The organism is Chitinophaga sp. (assembly GCF_017745275.1).
Classification (GTDB): Bacteria; Bacteroidota; Bacteroidia; order Chitinophagales; family Chitinophagaceae; genus Chitinophaga.
Map to the genome: position 1 here is coordinate 458,135 of NZ_JAGHZS010000010.1, position 18,414 is coordinate 476,548.

An 18,414-nucleotide genomic window follows, 5' to 3' on the forward strand; every position below is an offset into this window, starting at 1 on the left:
AACGTATGTTTGTCAGCTAAAACAGTAAGTGTATGAAAGAAAATGTGCAAATTGAAAAAGCTGTAACCCCCATGTTGTTTCCCTTTGACCCCAACCAGTTTTGGCAACAGGTAAGGCTTATTATCCGGGAGGAAGTTACTAATCTGGAAAGTAATAGATCCACTCCACCAGTCTATGAAACTCCTGGATTGACTTATAAGCCCCTTTTTAAGCTGGTAGAAGTCTGTAAACTATTTCAGGTTACCAAACCCACTATTTACAAGTGGATTGAGCGCGGGAGGCTTAAACCTTACAAAATTGAATCTCGTCTTTTCTTTCTCTGGAACGACATTCAGCAATTATTACAACCCAAACAAGACAGTAAAGATTAAATGTTCAGCTTCGCTGCCCATTTGCGGAGATCAAACAGACAGCGTTGCTATCTGTTCCGGGAGATTGAACCGGCGGCGTTGCCACCAGTTCAGGGAGATCGGGTAGGGGCTGCTCCACGCAGGCCCCTTACCCACGAAGATTGAACGGGTCGCCTTCGGCACCCCATTCGCGGATTCGGAACGGGCTTCGCTCCGTTAGCGAGCGGTGTTTTTGCTTCGCAAAAACCGCTCGCCCCTTCACTCCCGATGGTCGCAAAGGGGAAATGCAGCGGAGATTAAATCGGAGATCGTATGGAGAGATCAGAGCAAAGACCAAAAGGTAAAGGAGGCCGACCGGCTAAAGCCGTTCGGAGAGAGAAACAGTTTAGCGTTAGATTTACAGCGGCAGAGTATTATACAGTGAAGGAAAAAGCCCGCGAAAGCGGCTTTTCCCTCACTGTATTCTTCCGGCAAATTGCCCTTAATGGGCAGGTTAAAATTCGTTTGACTGTAGATGAAAAGCACCTGCTAAAGCAGTTAATAGGCATGGCCTCTAACATTAATCAACTGGCAAAAGCAGCTCACCAGCATGGCCTGGCGGCCGCTTTGTTATACTTTGAACAGTATAGAATGCAGTTTGATGAACTAATAAACCGGTTGACAAATGATAAGTAAGGTAATTACCGGCAGTAGTTTTTATGGCTGCTGCCGGTATATATGTGAAGATGAAAACCGGGCCATAGTATTAGCCGCAGAAGGAGTAAGGGACTATGATTACCGCCTAATGGCCCATGATTTTGAAGCTCAAAGAAAGGATTTACCGGGTAAAAAGAAGGCCGTTTTTCATGGTATTCTTAGCTTTTATCCAGAAGAATCTTTGTCGGATGATGCACTGGAAACAATAGCGAGGGAGTATCTGGAGAAGATTGGTATGTCTGATACGCAGTTTGCAATAGCCAAACACATCGACAAAAAACACTTGCACCTGCATATTATAGCCAACTTTGTAGGAAATAAAAGAAAGGCAATTCGTGACAGTTGGATCGGGTTGCGAGGAAAGAAAGCAGCACAGGAACTAACTATGAGATATCAATTAGTTCCGGCTGAAAAGAAAAATTTGTCTTTGACAAATGTCGAGTCTTTGAACACAGAAGAAGCCATTCGTTATGAAATTTACAACGCTATTCAAAAGAAATTACAACTAGCTAGAAGCCTTTCGGGGTTAATAGATAGCCTGATTAAATCGGGAATAGATATACAGTATAAGTATAAATCAGGTACCAGAGAATTGCAAGGAATTAGTTTTAAAAAGGGGCTTTATTGCTTTAAAGGAAGTAAGATAGACCGTAAGTTTTCCATTGCAGGATTACAAAAAATAATCCAGGAAAATAATCAGAAACAGACGCAAAAAAGAAGGCTTAGAAGGGGAATATGACGCTGAAAAATAAATTACTGCCGCGGGCTTGCGCGTTGTCCAAGATAATTTTTGCAACGCTTTTTCGCTACCGGGCATGTTCGAAAAAATCATCTTGGACAACGCGCAGTATGCTCTTAATAAGGAGATTTATTGCGTTAAGTTATAATTCTTCAACCCTTTTATGAAAGTCAGAGAGAGTAATGCCAAAGTATTTGCAGAGAGCAGATAGTGTGCTGACAGTAGGGTTAGCTTTGGCCGTTTCTATTCGACCAACGTGTATATTCGTATCATTATAAACTTCTTCCTGACTAACGTCTTTAGCCTCACGTAATTCTTTAAGAATCGCGGCTATTCCCTTTAACAGCTTATTATTTCTTATTTGCTTCGCCATCTTATGTACAAGATGGGGCTAAATATTTTTCTGAATAATGACGAATATGTCATTATTTTAATTATTTTCGTATCGTCAATTATAAACCGACAATCTGAATTTTAAAAAGCATACTATGAATAAATATTGATAGAACTGGTTTTACTTGTAAAGTAAAATCAATATTTTCGCGATTCTTCAATAAAATAATTTGAAGCAATTCGCTTTTGCCTTGCTATAGAAACGTAGGAAATTTCAGAACACAGGGTGATAAGTGAATGGCTCATGCTATAAAGGCGTGGGCCAACTTATCTGTGTTCAGGCTTCCTACGGCCTCTATAGCGGAGAAAGTTGGTACCTGCGCCTTTTCCTTTTTCCCTTCCCGCAGGCTTAGGTTGTTTCTCAGATTTTAATGATAAGGTTTAGCTAACCGATCCATGTGGATCGGAAGGGAGAACTGTTTGGCATAATCAGACCTGTAGCCATTTTAATCATTTTTTAAATTAAAAAGTTATGGAAAGTTTATTAAGTAACCTGTGCGACATCACCCCCTTCACTAGTAAGACTAGTTTTGTAAACCTTTGTTGGTACTCGTTAAGCCGGGTTATAGCCAGTAAAGAAGCGGATAACTGGACCTCGACACAGCGTGATGATTTTATGCTATTCGCTCAGTATTTTATCAGATGCGGGGAGGCAGTATTTATTGTTAAAGACGCTTTGATCCGGGACAATGTTACGAATCTCAATAGTAAGTTAGTTACCGAGTTGGCGGAGCCTTTAGATTGGCTGGAGGAATTTGCATCATCCATAGAAGCGGATGATCTTGATAAAACAATAGACGAATACGCGGAGATACTCCTAAATATAGAAAAGCGCATGGTAGACGAGGAGGTAGCCGAGTTTGCGGCCAACCATTTCAAATTTTTCTTTCAGAGGGTCCATTCTTTAAATATTGAAGAACAAACCAAGTGTAAGCAGCTCGTTATTCACCATTAAACATTGACTGATGAATAGTATTAAATCTTCAAATGTTTTATTCACGTTTCATGCAGGGTTTACCAATGTGGCGTTACTTTTCAGGGAACGGGTCTGCGAGGAATGCAATTATAGCACTCCAACCTTTTACAGGAAAATGAGAGGCATTGACAAGCGTGTGGAGGGTAAGTTGGTACCAGCATTAAGTAACGCTGAAAAGCAAAAAATCCGCGAGATAGCAGAGGAAGTTACCAATAACCTACGTACTTCTGTTTTCGGGGAAACAAGTAAATAAACTCAGGATCTGGACTTAATGACAACGGCGCTTGATTTCTCATGCGCCGTTGTTATTAAGTTCTGAATTATTCCCTCATTAGATTGTCATGATCAAGATTGTAATTTTTGTAAACAGACCATATGTCTCCATCAGGCATTCCTATGTCTCGTATTTTCTGATATTTTGGGGGAACGTCGCTCCATAAGAATGAAATTGAACCCTCATGGTCTGAAACGGCCAATAACTGATGAGATTCATATTCAGTTAATGTTTTCAAAAACCATATTAGCCTTTCCGGCTGCGCCCCATCATCATTTACTATTATGATATCATTGAAAGATGTAATGCTCTCAATTTTCTTACCTCCTAGAGTTTGAATGTGTTCGAGGGTGATAAATCTTTTCATGTTTTGTAGATTATTTTGGTTATGTGAAATATTAAGACAACTATATGGATCATTTTGTTTATGAGGAGTGTTGCTCATTGAACAGAAGGAGTTGTCGCAACTCGATTCCTATTCTCCCATATTTCTTTAATTTTTCTCCCAGCTTCTTCCGGGCTAATACGGATATACTTGTAAAAGTCTTGTAAGCTTTTGTGACCGCTGATTTTCATGATTAACTCTACAGGCGTCCCTGCAAGAAACTCATTAGTACAGAAGGAACGCCGGCAGGTATGAGAGGTTATCCATCCATATTTAGGTTTTATCACCTCAATATCCTGATTGCCCTTCTTATAAGAGAATTTAACCGGTTCGCAAATGCCCGCTAGTCGGCCAATTTCTTTAATATTTACATTGAAATCCGGATTGTTTACGATAGGGACTACCCTTTGAAAGCGATTTATAAGGATCTCATTAGCCGCATCCATTAAAGGAATTACTACCCAGTGGTCTGATTTTTCCTGTTTTTTTCGGAGCATCCCTTCCCGTATATCTTCTGGCTTGATATTGGAAAAGTCTGAAAACCGAAGCCCGGTAAGGCATCCCAAGACAAATAGATCACGATAGGGAAGGAGGGAGGGGAAATCCGATAGGTCAGTATTATATATCTGGTTTATCTCCTTCCATGAAAGGTATATAGCGTCCGAATCCTCATTTAGTATTTTAAAATCCGATAAGTCAATAGGAGGGATGATTTTACGGCGTACCCTATCCCGGACGAATATACGGAGCTGTTTAATGGTTTTGCCTACTGTGGCTGTTTTAAGCCCCTTTGTAACGGTCTTGCGCCTACGCTGGACATATTCAAAGGTCAGGAAATCAACCAGCCCCTCATAGAAATTAAAGTCAAGGCAATTAAAGGTAATAATGGCTTTACGATAGTCCTGATATGCCTGTAGGTGGTCTTTCATGTTTTTATAAACCCGCAACATGCCAGGCGTAACCTTATTGGTCTTGCATCTTATGTAATCATCTATCTGAAAGTAAAAGTTCAGGTTTGTTTCCGGCTGTCTGTCTGCAATCTGGTCTGCCATAGGGGAAAGGGTTTCGGGGTTTAGGTCAGGTTTAAAGGTACTCTTGACGAATGCCAATACATCTATTATTTTCTTTTGGACGGCATGGGAGATAACATCCTCGACTACACGCAACATAGCTTTAAGCCTTTTGTTGAGTGTTTCAGGATCTCCAAATACTTCTGGCAGGTTTGTCGCTATACGGGAGCGTTTCCAATAGGCGGGAGGGATAGCAATTTCTGTGTTTAACAATGTTCTTTTGTCGGAGTTGTAACAATACTGGATAAAAATAAGGCTTGTACCATCGCGCCTAATCTTGCTACTTTTGCATACTAATTTAAGAGGTAACAGCATAACTAGTCTATTTTTTAGTCTATTAAAGTGGGGCCAACCTTAATAAAGTTAAGAAGTAGAAAAGCGATTCGCTGTTGCAGAATGCTTAAAATCAACGTTTTAGAACGTGTTTAAGTAATCTGCGGTAAGACTAGGAAATAGATCGGAAATCCCAAGGGGATCACAACAAGAATATCAAAGACAATTAAAGCCGCATAAATCGTAAGATTTACGCGGCTTTTCTGCTTTTAGGATATTAAGGTAAACTACATCAAACGAACCTGAAAGGATACAGTAATATTTTTTAATTTACTGTATCCAAGATATGATTCATGAAATAGAGAATGTTGAAATTTCTCCTGTCAAGTCGTTTGGATTTAATGAGGATAATTATAAATCGTTTTTTTTGACAGTCGAATCTGACTATAAGATATCAAAAGATATGATTTATGGGAAAGGGAATTTTTGATTATTTCCATCCTGGTAATGTTTTACTTTTCAGCTTCCCGTCCTTATATATACCTTCAACCTGCTTATTACATGGGATATTCAGCTTAAAATGCACATCCCATTCTTTCGGCCAAGTGGGCAGAAGTATATTTTTTTTGTTTTCACATTGTAATAGCATTCGTTGAAGAGCAATCATTGCCACATTTCCATGACATTGATCAGGAGTCCAGTCATAGTTAGGACCCCAAAATGCAGGAAAGCGAAAGTTTTTATCCCAGCTTGAAAAACTTTGTACTACCATATCCTTAGCCTCTTCTGTCAAACCTAGTAATGCCGCCTGAATTGAGTTTTGTTGCCAGCCGCCATTTTCTTTATGTACTCTATGACTAAATGTCTCAAGTGCTACTTGCAAATCAGGCTTTCCAACACCATAGGCGCGATAAGGGAAGACAGCATATAGCTCAGGGTTTTCTGAATTAGCTTTGTTACTATATTCATGAGCCGGTGCCAGCATGGTTTTACCGGCTGTTGTTCGAAGCGGTATGGGAGGCAAATCGCGGATGAGTTTTATCCACATTGTCCTGTTTTTAGATCCGGTTAGATACACGGGAAGTTGCAGCATTTTTTCGGCCACCGTGTGAATCCCCACAATTTCCGGCAGCGGATTAATGGCTGTGTGATAAGTTTCCAATGACATCGCCGGGTTAAAGAAGATCTTCCCGTCATTACCCCTTTTCCAATGTTGATCATAGAATCGGAGAATGTTCGACACGAGAGGTATCAGTGTATCCTTTGCAAATTTAGTTCGCCCGGTAAAAGAATAATAATCGATCATTAACAACGACAGTTCCAACCCGCCTTGCCAATAATAGCGGATGTATGGGTTTTTTGTGTAGCCTTCAGGCTGATTGTCTCTGTCGCAGCCATAGTCACCATCGGCATATGTTCCCCAAAAATTCATCGTTTCCGGAAAAAAGGCTCCGTCATGATGATAATACTGCTTTGTTGCTGCAATGCGTAATGGCAGGGCATCCATATACATTTTGAATAATGGTTGCATCATAGCAAAGTCACCCGAGTAGAGCATGCTCCAATAAAGGAGTCTTGTATTCTGCCACCAATAACAACCACCCCACATGCGAAAGTCGGCATCGAAACCCTTAAATCGATCATCCCGCTTGTAGGTATCCACGGTAAAAATACTTCCGTTAAACTTAATGGGAGAATAACCTCGTCCGGAGCAGGCATTTATGTAGCGTTGTAAAATATATCCCTGAGTAACGGTACGGGCTTTCTGATTTTCAATAGAGTCCTGCGCCGAAATAAAAATAAAAGACTGATCCCAGAAATTATGCCACCATTTTTTGTGTGCAGCAATACGATTTTGTATATCTATTGCCTGTATTGATCTGGCTTGTTTTTGTGTCCCTTGTTCCCAGCCGTCAATGGTACCTGTTTGGGTCAGCGGGAATACCTGGACCTGGAAGCTATTAGCTGCTCCTGTGCTTATCATTGCAGTATCGGATATATTGGTCAACCCTTTGGCAGTTATCATTACACCATAGTTCCGGTGCATAATCGGATCTGTCATCTTATCCTTATACTTGTATAGCGATTGTACCATCAAATTATTTTCAAAAATGGAGGAGGCATTGTGATGTACTGCGAGAATGCGATTGTGTGTTCCGCTAAGAATGCTGTCCGCATCCTGGTATATAGTTTTCAGGCAGTCATTAGATACCTGAGTGGGTCCGATACCCCAGACAGATTTTCCTTCTTCGCCCAGGATGGGGCGTTTTTCTCTTCTCCAGCTTTCATAGGTTACTTTTAACTGAACAGGGGCCTTGCTTTTTATATCGGCCTGGATAACAGGATGATTTGCATCAATCCAAAACCGTATCCTGGTATCACCGTAATTAACAAGTATTTCACCATCCTTAAGATTCAATTCCTGGGAAAATGTTTCTGTATTGAAGCGATTCGGGGTGATAGATATGACAACTTTACCAAGTTTCAGCAGGCGACCTATTTCACTCCACGCATCAGTCTTGGATATATAAAATGCCAGATCGCCATTTGGTTCCACCCACAAGTTAGCACCTATATCTCCATTCCCGATTGGCATAGAACCTTGTGAGTTGATACCTGGCGTATTCCATCGCACATTGTAATCATTTAACGGGTCTCTTTGTGCAGCCAGCGACTGAGGGATGAGCAGGCTGCAGATCAGGATGGATAAGGAAAGTATTTTAAAATTCATTTCAAGAGAAATTATCTTCTTATAGTTAAAGTGTGATTTTTTAGGTCATTACCACCCGGGGATGCCAGAAAAAATTATAAAGAGACTGCCTATATATTATAATGGTGATTATTCATACGAAGGAATTCAACTTGCCATTCTTCACCTGCCTGCCATACGAAAAAAAAGAAGTCGGGTTAAAATTAATGGTTTCATTATCATAATGCTTTCAAATAATTGATTTCTTTTGATGTTATATTGACCTGGGAAAGAAGGTATTTGTTCCGAACCGGATGATCTGCCGATACCATCTGATTAAAATCAGGGGAACAACATGGCCTGATTTTGATAGGTCGGCTCAAATGGTACTTTAAAGCCTTTTCCTCGTGCCATCTCCCAATTTTACTCACCTAACCAGCAAGGCAACACTGGCATATTCCGGTAACCAGTGATATTGTGATGGCGCAGAAACCTTACCTGAAGGCTGATGCTGAGGTAAGGATTTATACTGTGTCGTAACAAGAGGGTGTCTCAAAATTACTTTTGAGACGCCCTCTTTAGTTTTGAGAAAAACGGATTGATTTATCCAGATAATCTGCTAAAAAAAACTTTAAAGTGTTAAAGGTTAAGATTTATCCGTTGTTGTCTAAGAATGCAATTGGCGATCTTGTTTAAAAGTGCATTATTTTATGGTAGCAGTTCCGCCAATTGCTTTAAATTTTTGAGGAAATGGTTCGAGAATTGCCCGGCCGGGATCACAGGAAATTATCAAAGCCTGCGCTTAGAGCGGGCTTTGTTGTTTTAACCTATTTGTTAGTCTATCAAAGCGCGAAATTGCGATTCGTGGGTAGTTGGTTTTATTCGGGTTGACTTGTCAATACTAACCTACGACGTTTTGATTTTAAGTACATGGTAGTTTCTGGTTCTAATTCCTGTGTTAAGATTATTTCATTTGCGACAAAGTGTTCAGCGATAATTAAAACCTGTTATTTTGCAATACCCCTGGTGGCATAATCTTTTATTATCTTTACGTACTTTACCACAAATAGATTTATAGAATGGAAGATATTAATCTTTGGTTAGACCAACCCAAAAAGGGTTAGTCAGAAGTAAAAAATAAAGAGATTTTGTTAAGCAAAATCCTTTTGATGCGCAACCTTGAAATTTTTAAAGGTATTTTATTGTGCCCATCAAGCAAGGCTTTCAATAGCTTATTTTTTAACTTCATAAAGAAAAGATGAATACCATTTTGTGGATAATACAGGGGCTTCTTTCTGCATTTTTTATTATGCCTGGTTATGGAAAAATTTCGGGCAGTAAAGAAAAACATGTCGCAGACGGACATTTGAAATCGAACAGCTCTATAATACCAATCAGAATATTAGGCGTTCTTGAATTATTAGGATGTATCGGTATTATAGTCCCATGGCTATCAGGCATTGCACCAATTTTGACGCCTATGGCAGCAACGGCCTTTTGCTTAATAATGTTGGCAGGCATGTTTGTTCACGCCAAAAAGAAGGAATACAAAATGCTCCCAATGTTGATTATAGTTTTTATCCTATCAGCAGTTGTTGCATATTTTAGGTTCGCAGCTTTAGCATCGCAATAAGATTTATTTTTTGTTGTGCAAGCATTGCATGTAAAACAATAGGCCAGTCTATTTAACAGACTAGCCTATTGTTTTACATGCAATTCTTGCACAACCTGCATTTTTATCTTTCGTTGATGGTCTTGTAATTCTACTCCTTTTCGTTTTCTTACAATTTTGCCGCTCACTGTCATTCTATCTTTGTTTTGTTCAATTATTAAAAACAAAAAGAATGAAACATCTCATTATTTATGCCCATCCTAATGCGGCAAGTTTAAACCATCTACCTAAGCAAACTATTGAAGAAACGCTCCTGTAAATACCAGCATTTTCACAAAACATAATAGTAACAACATGAAAAAGATGATTCTCAGTATTGTATTGCTCATTGCAGCCGTTGCACTTTTAATAACAGGATTGGAGTTATTCACTTCATATAAAGCTTCTGTTACAATTAATACCAATGCCCCCGTTCAAACCACAAAAAAGATTATCATTCATGCATCGCCCGAAAGAATTTGGACAATCATGAGCAGGATAGATCACTGGGCGGAATGGCATAAGGATGTACAGTCACCTAAATTGGAAGGTCCATTTCAGGCAGGCAGTTCATTCGACTGGAAATCGGGTGGATTAACCATCCACTCAACTATTCATACAGCCATTCCCTATACCAGGATCGGTTGGTCGGGTAAAGCATTCGGGGCTTTTGCCATTCACAACTGGTCATTTACGCAAATAGGCGAACGTACGGAAGTTCGTGTTGAAGAAAGTATGGAAGGATGGCTGGTCTCATTAATGCGGGGAAAGTTTCAGCGCGGACTGGAACAATCGCTCGAAACATGGATGAATAATTTAAAAGCGGAAGCAGAAAGACAGGATAGATAATAGATAAGCTCCCGAAGCGGGCAAGGCGGAGAACTATTTTGTATCGACCAGGTAATACTATAGGGTTCACTGGAAGATTTGAAGACCTGCACTAAATGCAGGTCTTCTCTTTTCTCTCTATAAAAATCCTGTTTGGCGACTGGGTTTACCTCGCTTTACAAAGAGCGGAACTATCGTTATGAATTCAGGATTGTTTGCTGAAAAATAAAGTATATCCCTGGTGTCTTCAATATGGAGGCTCACAGTATTTATGCTGCAGCCTCCTTTTATCTTAATTTTTCTATCCTGAATGAATAGCTGATAGTTGTATTCGGCGGTATGGTGTATTGTGGTAATGGCTCAGGCCCACAGCTGGCGTTTCCAACGCCCTGCTGCAGGCAGTCAAGGTTCAGAAAAATCTGAGGCTTCCGGTATTTCTCCAGCTCAAAATCGTGCAATGAGTTTAGAAACAAATCCTCATCTGTCAGATGTAGGGCGGAGAAGCTCAGATGATTTTTTGCTGAGATTTTCAGACCTGTGCCGCTATTGTCTGAAATGGTTACCCATCTTATGTTCTCACGGTTGCCCATACTCTGTGAACGCACGTAATGTTCTGCTTCCATACCTGTTGCGGTGGTTTGATATACTCCCATGAAGGCAGACTGCAACCTGTCCGAATAGTTTTCGTATGGACCGTTACCATAGTAGGAGATGTTTTCCATGCCAGGTGTCAGCGCCGCGCGTAAGCCCAGGCGATGTACTATACTCCTGGCGGCTGGCGTGTTGAAAGTAGCATCTACATCAATTACACCATTGGCGTAGATCTCATAACGAACCAGGTAAGGTACATTAACGGGTGTTTTGGAACCAATGATGGCGCTGGCATTCACCAACACTGTTATGCTCTTCCCGTTGTCGCTGATGCGGGAAGTAAACAGGGCTTTGTTTATTGCAGTAGGGTAGTAGTGCTGATCTACATATTTATCATTATTGAAACTACGATACCAGTTAAACGCAAATCCCTGCTGTTGGTAAATCATCTCTTTTTCAGCATAACGGAGAGAGGTCATGATGCCCGTGGTTGTATCGAAAACAACTTTCAGGCTATCGCTGCTTATTATGAGATTGTTGCCTTGTGTGATGGTCTGAATTTTGGCAGATGTATTCATTTCCGGCGTAGCCAGTGGCTGACGTTCATTCAGTGCAAATTGTTCCTGCGCAACGATATGTCCTGCTTTCGCCCAAACAGCATCATGTTTCAACTGGAAATATAGATTGACGAAATATTCGCTGCCTTTTTCCAGCCTTGTCTTATAAGGTATGGTCAGAACAGTGCGGCTATTTACAGGAGTACCTGGTACTGCCAGATCGCCTGATTCAACTTTCACTCCATCTTTCAGCAGATCCCAGTGGGCAGTAAACTGATCCAGATTAAGGAAGTCGTATTTATTGGTGACCGCTATCTTCGCGGGGTTGGCTGCCAGTAGTTCAGATTTAATATACTGGTAGATTTTTTTTACTTCTATCATTTTGGCGGTAACGCGGCGGTCGGGAGTGGTAAGACCGTTACAGGAGAAATCAAAGTCATTTGGCCTGTCGCCAAAGTCGCCACCGAAGTAGTAATGTTCCCTGGGTCGGCCGCTCATATTGATCCCCTGATCTACCCAGTCCCAGATGCATCCACCTATCATTCGCTGCGATTTATTTTCGATGTAGTCCCAGTATTCGGCCAGGTTACCCATCGCATTGCCCATGGAATGGGCGTATTCGCAGAGAAAATAAGGGCGGGCAGACGGCGCCTGGTCGTAGTTGGACATTCCAGCCAGAGAGGGATACATATGTGAATCCATATCGGCGGCTTCACTTTTTCCTTCGTAGTGAATAGGCCTGCTATCGAGCTTGCGTGCAGTGTTGCAAAGAGAATCGAAGTTTTGCCCGTTTCCGCTTTCGTTGCCCATCGACCAGAAAATCACCGCCGGATGATTTTTATCACGTTGTATCATGCGTACAATTCTGTCGGTGAAGGCAGGAAGCCAGTTGAGGTCATTGCTGATACTCTGGTTGCCGTGACATTCCAGGTCCGCTTCATCCATCACATATAAACCAAAGTAGTCGAACATGGCGTACATCTTTGGGTCGTTAGGATAGTGGCTGGTGCGAATGGTATTGATGTTATATTGTTTCATCATCAGCACATCCTGCATCATGGTTGCCACAGGAACTGCTTTTCCAAATTGAGGATGGATGTCGTGCCGGTTCACGCCTTTGAAAAACACCTGCTCGTTATTGATACAAACGCGTTTGTCTTTTATTTCTATCTTCCTGAATCCAAATTTTGCAGACATTGCTTCCAGCGTATTGCCTTTGTTGTCTTTTAATACCATGATAGCGTCATACAAGGCAGGCGTCTCTGCACTCCAAAGCAGCGGACTGGCCACAGCTGTAGTGAGATCAGCTTCGTGTTCAGCTCCCGGATGTACGTTGGGTATTTGTTGCGACATCACCGCTGCTACTGAGCCATCCGGTTTTAGCAGGGTAACTTCTGCGGTGACAGCCTGCGATGCCTGCTGGCCGTAATTGTGTACGAATACTTTTGCCTGGAAAGTTGCCTGTGTTAGGTCGCTTCCGGGGAAGGCGGCGGTTAGCGTATAGTCGCGCACGTGAGTAGCCGGTGTGGCAAACAGGAAAACATCCCGATGGATGCCACTAAGACGGAACATATCCTGGTCTTCGATATAGCTGCCATCTGTCCACCGGAATACCTGGGCGGCAATGGTGTTGTTCCCAGGCTTCAGGTACCTGGTGATATTAAACTCAGCTACATTATTTGCTCCCTGGCTGTAACCAACTTTGTTACCGTTGATCCAGACGTACAAACCGCTGTAGGCGCCATCGAAATGAACAAATACTTCTTTACCATTCCAGTTGGGGGGCAGTGTAAAATTACGGCGGTAAGAACCTACCGGGTTTGGTTCTTTTTCATTGGTGTAGCCCTTTTGGGGTTGGATGAAAGGCGGATTGTTCTTAAACGGATAGGTAATATTGGTATAGATAGGTGTACCGTATCCATACATTTCCCAGTTAGACGGTACAGGAATTTCTTTCCAGGCAGATACGTCGTAACCTGGTTTGTAGAAGTTAGATGGCCGCTCTGACGGCTGTTTTACCCAATTGAATTTCCAGTTGCCATTAAGGGATAGAAACAGGGAGGAACCCGGTGTTTCCCAGGGATGTTGAAAATAGTTATCAGCCTTCAGGCTTTCAACGTCAGGGAAGGGGATATAGGTAGTATGACCTGGTTCCTTGTTGATCGCGAATATGTTTTCATTCTCCCAGTCATTGACACCCTTTTTAGCCTGTATTTCTTTTGGTGCCTGCATTGAGGTGGCCCTTAAACGCCATGCCTGTGGCTGATCCGGTAGCTGGTAAATCACTGCGCCTTCTTTTTCTGTTCCATCTATGGCCAGGTTCATTTTGCTTACCTTTTGAGTTATCAGGTAATCTCCTGTTCCGAGGATGGTCAGCTTCCATTGCTGATTATCGTTGCCTGGATTTTTATCCCATTGAATAACGGGGTTACCGGTACCATCCTGCCTGTTGTCATTGTCAATTCCCTTATTGTTAAATGGATTGCTGATGAGATAATAACCGTTTGGCAGTGGTGTTAATTGCCATACCTGCCCTTCTGCATTTTTCTTGTCTTTCGCCAGTGTCAGTTGTACCTCATTAGCGTTGTTGTCGTCGTTGTCAAGCACCAGTCCGGCGGGGGTGGAAATTTTATAGAGCCTGGCAGGGTTTACCTGCTGGGCGTTGACGTAAAATGTTGTGCATATACAGCACAACAAGGCAATGAAAAATCTATTAAGCATGGAAAATATTATTGGTTAATATCAGCATACGCTGCCTGTTTATATACGCCGAAAGTATGGATGGCAGGGCTGGCCTGGCCTGCGGTAATTCTTAAACGCACTTTCTTTGCGGTCACCGGCGGAAAACAGATGATCCATTTGTGTCCGATAGTTTGCTTATTAGTGGCGGCTGGAATAGGAGTCCAGGTTTTACCATCGCTGGAGTAGTCTACAGACCATCCGGTAGTGCGTTGGCCCAATTCCAATACTTCCTGTGCCATCAGGCAGTCGAATGTAGCAGGCGCTTTCAGTGTAAAAGTGACAGTGTCTGTAGTGTACCCGTCAGGCGTGGCGTAGTAGCTGCCGGCATTGGCATCCGTCAGGTTGGCCGGCAGGTAATTTTTTCCTCTTGGATGCAAAGAAGAAACGGTACTTCCGGTGAGCAGGTTTACGGCAAACGTATTTTCTATTTTGCGACGCAGTTGCACCAGGTTGGAGGAGTCTACAGAATGGAGCAGCCCGCGTCTGTCCGGCGGAATATTCAGCAGCAATACGCTGTTATGACCTACTGTGTTGCAGTAGATATTCCATAGCTCCGATGGGCTTTTCACTTTATCGTCTTCTTCCTTATGGTAAAACCAGCTGGGACGGATAGATACGTCTGTTTCTGCGGGAATATAGGCATTACCGTTTAACTGGCCTTCGTTGAGTGCCTGAATATGCTGGGATTCATCGCGTATAGAGATAGAATCAATGGTGGCCCAGCAGGGATCACCAGCTTTTCCGGATTCATTTCCCACCCAGCGTACATCTGCAAAACGATAGGAATTCTTGGTGCCAAAAATTACGCACTGGGGCTGTAGTTTCCTGACGGTATCAGCCCAGCGTGTATACAAGGGCGTAGTTAGTTCATCAGCACCGGCGCCGTCCCACCATATTTCCCAGATGGGGCCGTAGTTGCGGAGCAGTTCAGACAATTGCCTGGCGTAATAATCGCTGTAATCGCCGGTGTTGTAAACAGGAGAGAGATGCTGGTGCCTGTCGTGCGGGCCCAGGTACAGTGCGGGTTTTATGCCGAGTGCTTTACAGGCATCTGTATATTCTTTTACGAGGTCGCCGTTACCACCTTTCCATAAACTGTTCTTTACAGAGTAGTCCGTATATGCGCTGGGCCAGTTGCAGAAACCATCGGCATGTTTGGCTACCAATATCCCGCAGGGAATGCCGGCGTTTTTCAGTGTGGTTACCCATTGCCTGCAATCCAGTGCTGTAGGGTTGAAGATGGCGGTGCTTACTTTCCCTTCTCCTTCGTTTACAAAATCTTCGAAGGTGTTTATCCCAAAATGAAAAAATGCGATCATCTCCCAGTTATACCATTCTTTCTGCCGCCCGTTGGGCACCGGGCCGTATGGCTTCGGTGCCCGCTGTGCGGTCGCGATAGAAGTTAGCAATAATAGTGTGGTTAAAATTTTTCCAATACGTTGCATAGTGATCTGATTATCCAGGTATATTTAAAATGCGCCCAATTCAGCAATATTGGTACTGTTGGTTGCGTATACATCCGTTACCGTTACTTTAAAATACCGGCAGGTTTTGTAGGTAGAAAAAAAGAATTTGGTGAATGGTTGTCCTTCCGGATGCGGCAGATTGCTGAACCCTCCATTATCTGTCCAGTTACTTCCATCGTTGCTGATAGCGATTTTGATAGTTTTAGGTTGCCCGTGGCCATCAGTTGCCCAACTGCCTGAAAAATCCCGGTTCATCAGTGCTATGCCATGAAGGGTTTTGATCTCTCCCATGTCTATGGTGATGTCGTGTGGTGGACCGGGCTCACTGCCTGCCCATTTGGATTGCCAGAAAGTGGAAGCGTTATCATCGATGGCACATTTTCCAAGGCCATTTCCTCCGCCTTCTGCAGGTTCTTCTGTTGATACAGCTGTCACTTTCCAGTTGGCACGGTTGTACAATGGAATATTGGCAGCATCTGCAATGCCAGACAATGCGATGTATAATATCTGCTGGTATTTATCAGCAGCTGCACCTGAAACCTGGGTAATCTTTACCGGAAGCAGGTAGGGCTGAAATGATGCCAGTTTATCTTTTGCAGTAATTACAATAGCTATGGAATCGCTGATGCCCTTGCCTTTACTGATCGTTGCTGTTGCAGGTACATTATAGGAGCCTGCAGGCATCGCCAGGTAGTTGGTACCGGAAGCCGTGTTATAGGCGGTAACCAGTGTGGTATCAGCTACAAGGCTCACTGATATGTCGTTTGCAGCCGTGAGGTGGCTGTTGGTAGCGTAGTCGGCGCCGGTAAGGCTTACTACGAATTTCAGTTCATATGGCTGATCTGTAATAGATATGATTTGTGACAATGTTTTATTGGCAGCCGGCATATATACCGTTTCGCTATGCTCTTTGCGGCAGGCAGTAGTTGCGGCAACAATCAGCGCTATTTTTATATATCTGTGAATGATGTGCATAATTTCAGAATGAGTGGTGAAGCATGAGATTAATAGCCTGGATTCTGACCATTCAACCAGCCATCTGTTCCGCTTTGTTTGCCAATGGCAGGATTCTGATCAATAACTGCCTGCGGAACAGGCATCAGGTACATCTTGGGCAGGAACAGCCGGTTACGGATGATGGTAGGGGTATACTTTAGTGTATTGTTGGCCTCAGTGGTGATTAGCATCCCTATCTCGGGCCGGTTGAGTACACCTGGTGTCCCATCTGGTTGTTTTTCTGCTATCTTCCATCTTATTACATCCCACCAGCGTTTGTCTTCAAAACATAGTTCCACCCTGCGTTCCCGGCGAATGATTTCTCTCAGCTGATCTTTTGAAACACTACCGTATGTTGCTTCTATTGAAGGCGTGTTGCCCCTGGCCCTGATTTTATTGATGGTGCTCAGTACTTCTGCTGTAGGGCCGCTGGCTTCATTTTCAGCTTCTGCAAAGCTGAGCAATACTTCTGCATAGCGGAAGAACATATAGTTCTGGTAGGCGATGCCGGTGAAGTTGTCGCTCGGATTCCTTGATTCATCCAGGCGTTTGCGTGCATAGTAACCTGTGTGCGTATTATCGCTGCTATAGCCCAGATCAATGGCGTTATTGCCGCCAACGCGGGTGGTTACTGCATAGCCTTTCCAGATGGCGCTATCGTAGATGATGGTTTTATAAAAACGATCTTCCCTGTTTAGATAAGGGTGGGAGGGATCGTAACCGGAATTGGCATCCGTGATAGCTTTACCATTGGCCATCGCAAATGCATCTACCAGTTCCTGTGTGGGTTGAAAATTGCCCCATGCCACCTGGGCTCCGTTGGCGTTACGTACAGGACCTTGTTTTCCCTCGATTGGAGATCCTTTCTGAGGGCCATACTGGCGTGCAAAAATAGATTCACTGCTATTGTTACCTTTTTCGAGGAAGAGATTGATGTAGTCGGGATAAAGGTCATATACGCCCAGTGCTATTACCGCTTTATTAGTGGCAGCGGCCTGTTTCCACAGGCTTACGTCTCCTGCGGGGTTACGCAGCGGGCTGGCTTCATATAATTCACACCAGCCTTTAAGCGTAAGGGCAGCGCCTTTGGTAGGGCGTCCGTAGTCTTTCGGGTCAACTTTCAGCGGCAGCACTTTCGCGATGGTATCCAGTTCGCTGGTGATAAATTTGAACGTTTCTTTCTCACTGGCTCTTGGCTTGTATATATCATCGCCCTGGGTGAGGTTGTCCAGCGGAACGGTGATAATCGGAAGTCCGCCATATGCTGCCCACAGCCAGTGATAATACAGCACGCGCAGGAACCGCGCTTCTGCTACCCTTTGCGTTTTATAATCGTTGGGCAGGGCAGAGGCGGAAACCTTTGTAATGAAGAGATTGCATTTGCGTATGTTCTTGAAATTTGATTCCCATTTCCACATATCCCAGGGACCAACGGGGATGTTGGTAGGTGTAATCTGGGCCGTTGCAATCCTTGAATAACCGGACATCCATAGTACGCCCACATCGGAGTTGTCTGTGTACTGGTCCAGGTGTTCCGTTTCAGCATTGATATTAGGCAGTTGATTATAGATGTCGTTCAGAAACAGGTCGGCATTGGAAGCAGATGCCCACATGGTTTCATCGGAAACAAAATTGGTGGCCGGCACTTCCAGGTAGTCTTTTTTGCATGCGGTGAAGACGGATGCCAGTAAAGCCATACAACCTATATAGATCTTTATTTTCTTCATGATGATTTTAC

General features: G+C 43.1%; 15 protein-coding genes. 7 read left to right on the top strand and 8 right to left on the bottom strand.

The features are described 5' to 3' along the window. Positions 1-32: 32 nt before the first annotated feature. The 3 genes from J7623_RS28445 to J7623_RS28455 all read left to right on the top strand — a co-directional run bounded on the left by J7623_RS28445 (position 33) and on the right by J7623_RS28455 (position 1,785). On the top strand, positions 33-371 hold the full coding sequence (locus J7623_RS28445) for a helix-turn-helix domain-containing protein (RefSeq protein ID WP_291927605.1): 339 nt from the start codon (positions 33-35) through the stop codon (positions 369-371). Between the two features lie 291 nt (positions 372-662). Further along, entirely contained in the window at positions 663-1,025 is a 363-nt protein-coding gene (gene mobC, locus J7623_RS28450; RefSeq protein WP_291927607.1) for a plasmid mobilization relaxosome protein MobC, read from the top strand. After that, the gene (locus J7623_RS28455; protein ID WP_291927609.1) at positions 1,015-1,785 is read left to right on the top strand and encodes a relaxase/mobilization nuclease domain-containing protein; all 771 of its coding nucleotides are present in this window, start codon (positions 1,015-1,017) and stop codon (positions 1,783-1,785) included. Before mobC ends, J7623_RS28455 begins: the two co-directional genes overlap by 11 nt. A gap of 142 nt (positions 1,786-1,927) precedes the next feature. On the opposite strand, the gene J7623_RS28460 is transcribed toward J7623_RS28455, so the two are convergent. Next, positions 1,928-2,158 carry a helix-turn-helix transcriptional regulator gene (locus tag J7623_RS28460; RefSeq protein WP_291927611.1) on the bottom strand — a complete coding sequence of 77 codons (231 nt, stop codon included), beginning with the start codon at positions 2,156-2,158 and terminating at the stop codon, positions 1,928-1,930. Between the two features lie 492 nt (positions 2,159-2,650). On the opposite strand from J7623_RS28460, the gene J7623_RS28465 reads away from it, so the two are divergent. Together J7623_RS28465 and J7623_RS28470 are read left to right on the top strand one after the other, a co-directional pair. Beyond that, positions 2,651-3,133 (top strand): hypothetical protein, encoded by a 483-nt coding sequence (locus tag J7623_RS28465; protein ID WP_291927614.1) that lies wholly within the window; start codon positions 2,651-2,653, stop codon positions 3,131-3,133. A 10-nt stretch (positions 3,134-3,143) separates the two neighbouring features. Continuing rightward, positions 3,144-3,407 carry a hypothetical protein gene (locus tag J7623_RS28470; RefSeq protein ID WP_291927615.1) on the top strand — a complete coding sequence of 88 codons (264 nt, stop codon included), beginning with the start codon at positions 3,144-3,146 and terminating at the stop codon, positions 3,405-3,407. Between the two features lie 67 nt (positions 3,408-3,474). Here the strand turns inward: J7623_RS28470 and J7623_RS28475 are convergent, their stop codons facing one another. The 3 genes from J7623_RS28475 to J7623_RS28485 all read right to left on the bottom strand — a co-directional run bounded on the left by J7623_RS28475 (position 3,475) and on the right by J7623_RS28485 (position 7,887). After that, positions 3,475-3,795, bottom strand: a complete 321-nt coding sequence (locus J7623_RS28475) for a hypothetical protein (protein ID WP_291927618.1) — start codon at positions 3,793-3,795, stop codon at positions 3,475-3,477. Positions 3,796-3,869: 74 nt separating this feature from the next. Beyond that, on the bottom strand, positions 3,870-5,096 hold the full coding sequence (locus tag J7623_RS28480) for a site-specific integrase (protein ID WP_366839978.1): 1,227 nt from the start codon (positions 5,094-5,096) through the stop codon (positions 3,870-3,872). Positions 5,097-5,646: 550 nt separating this feature from the next. Continuing rightward, a complete protein-coding gene (locus J7623_RS28485; RefSeq protein WP_291927622.1) occupies positions 5,647-7,887 on the bottom strand; it encodes a DUF5703 domain-containing protein in 2,241 nt (746 codons plus the stop codon). A gap of 1,216 nt (positions 7,888-9,103) precedes the next feature. Between J7623_RS28485 and J7623_RS28490 the strand changes: the two genes are divergently transcribed. Continuing rightward, complete coding sequence (locus J7623_RS28490; RefSeq protein ID WP_291927623.1) at positions 9,104-9,478, top strand: DoxX family protein; 375 nt, start codon at positions 9,104-9,106, stop codon at positions 9,476-9,478. 333 nt (positions 9,479-9,811) lie between these two features. Continuing rightward, positions 9,812-10,345 carry an SRPBCC family protein gene (locus tag J7623_RS28495; protein WP_291927626.1) on the top strand — a complete coding sequence of 178 codons (534 nt, stop codon included), beginning with the start codon at positions 9,812-9,814 and terminating at the stop codon, positions 10,343-10,345. A 266-nt stretch (positions 10,346-10,611) separates the two neighbouring features. Here the strand turns inward: J7623_RS28495 and J7623_RS28500 are convergent, their stop codons facing one another. The 4 genes from J7623_RS28500 to J7623_RS28515 are packed head-to-tail and all read right to left on the bottom strand — an operon-like array spanning position 10,612 to position 18,403. Then, a complete protein-coding gene (locus tag J7623_RS28500; RefSeq protein ID WP_291927629.1) occupies positions 10,612-14,193 on the bottom strand; it encodes a glycoside hydrolase family 2 TIM barrel-domain containing protein in 3,582 nt (1,193 codons plus the stop codon). Positions 14,194-14,201: 8 nt separating this feature from the next. Then, complete coding sequence (locus J7623_RS28505; RefSeq protein ID WP_291927631.1) at positions 14,202-15,659, bottom strand: alpha-L-fucosidase; 1,458 nt, start codon at positions 15,657-15,659, stop codon at positions 14,202-14,204. Positions 15,660-15,683: 24 nt separating this feature from the next. Then, on the bottom strand, positions 15,684-16,655 hold the full coding sequence (locus J7623_RS28510) for a DUF1735 domain-containing protein (RefSeq protein WP_291927634.1): 972 nt from the start codon (positions 16,653-16,655) through the stop codon (positions 15,684-15,686). A gap of 29 nt (positions 16,656-16,684) precedes the next feature. After that, on the bottom strand, positions 16,685-18,403 hold the full coding sequence (locus J7623_RS28515) for a RagB/SusD family nutrient uptake outer membrane protein (RefSeq protein ID WP_291927637.1): 1,719 nt from the start codon (positions 18,401-18,403) through the stop codon (positions 16,685-16,687). Between the last annotated feature and the right edge of the window lie 11 nt (positions 18,404-18,414).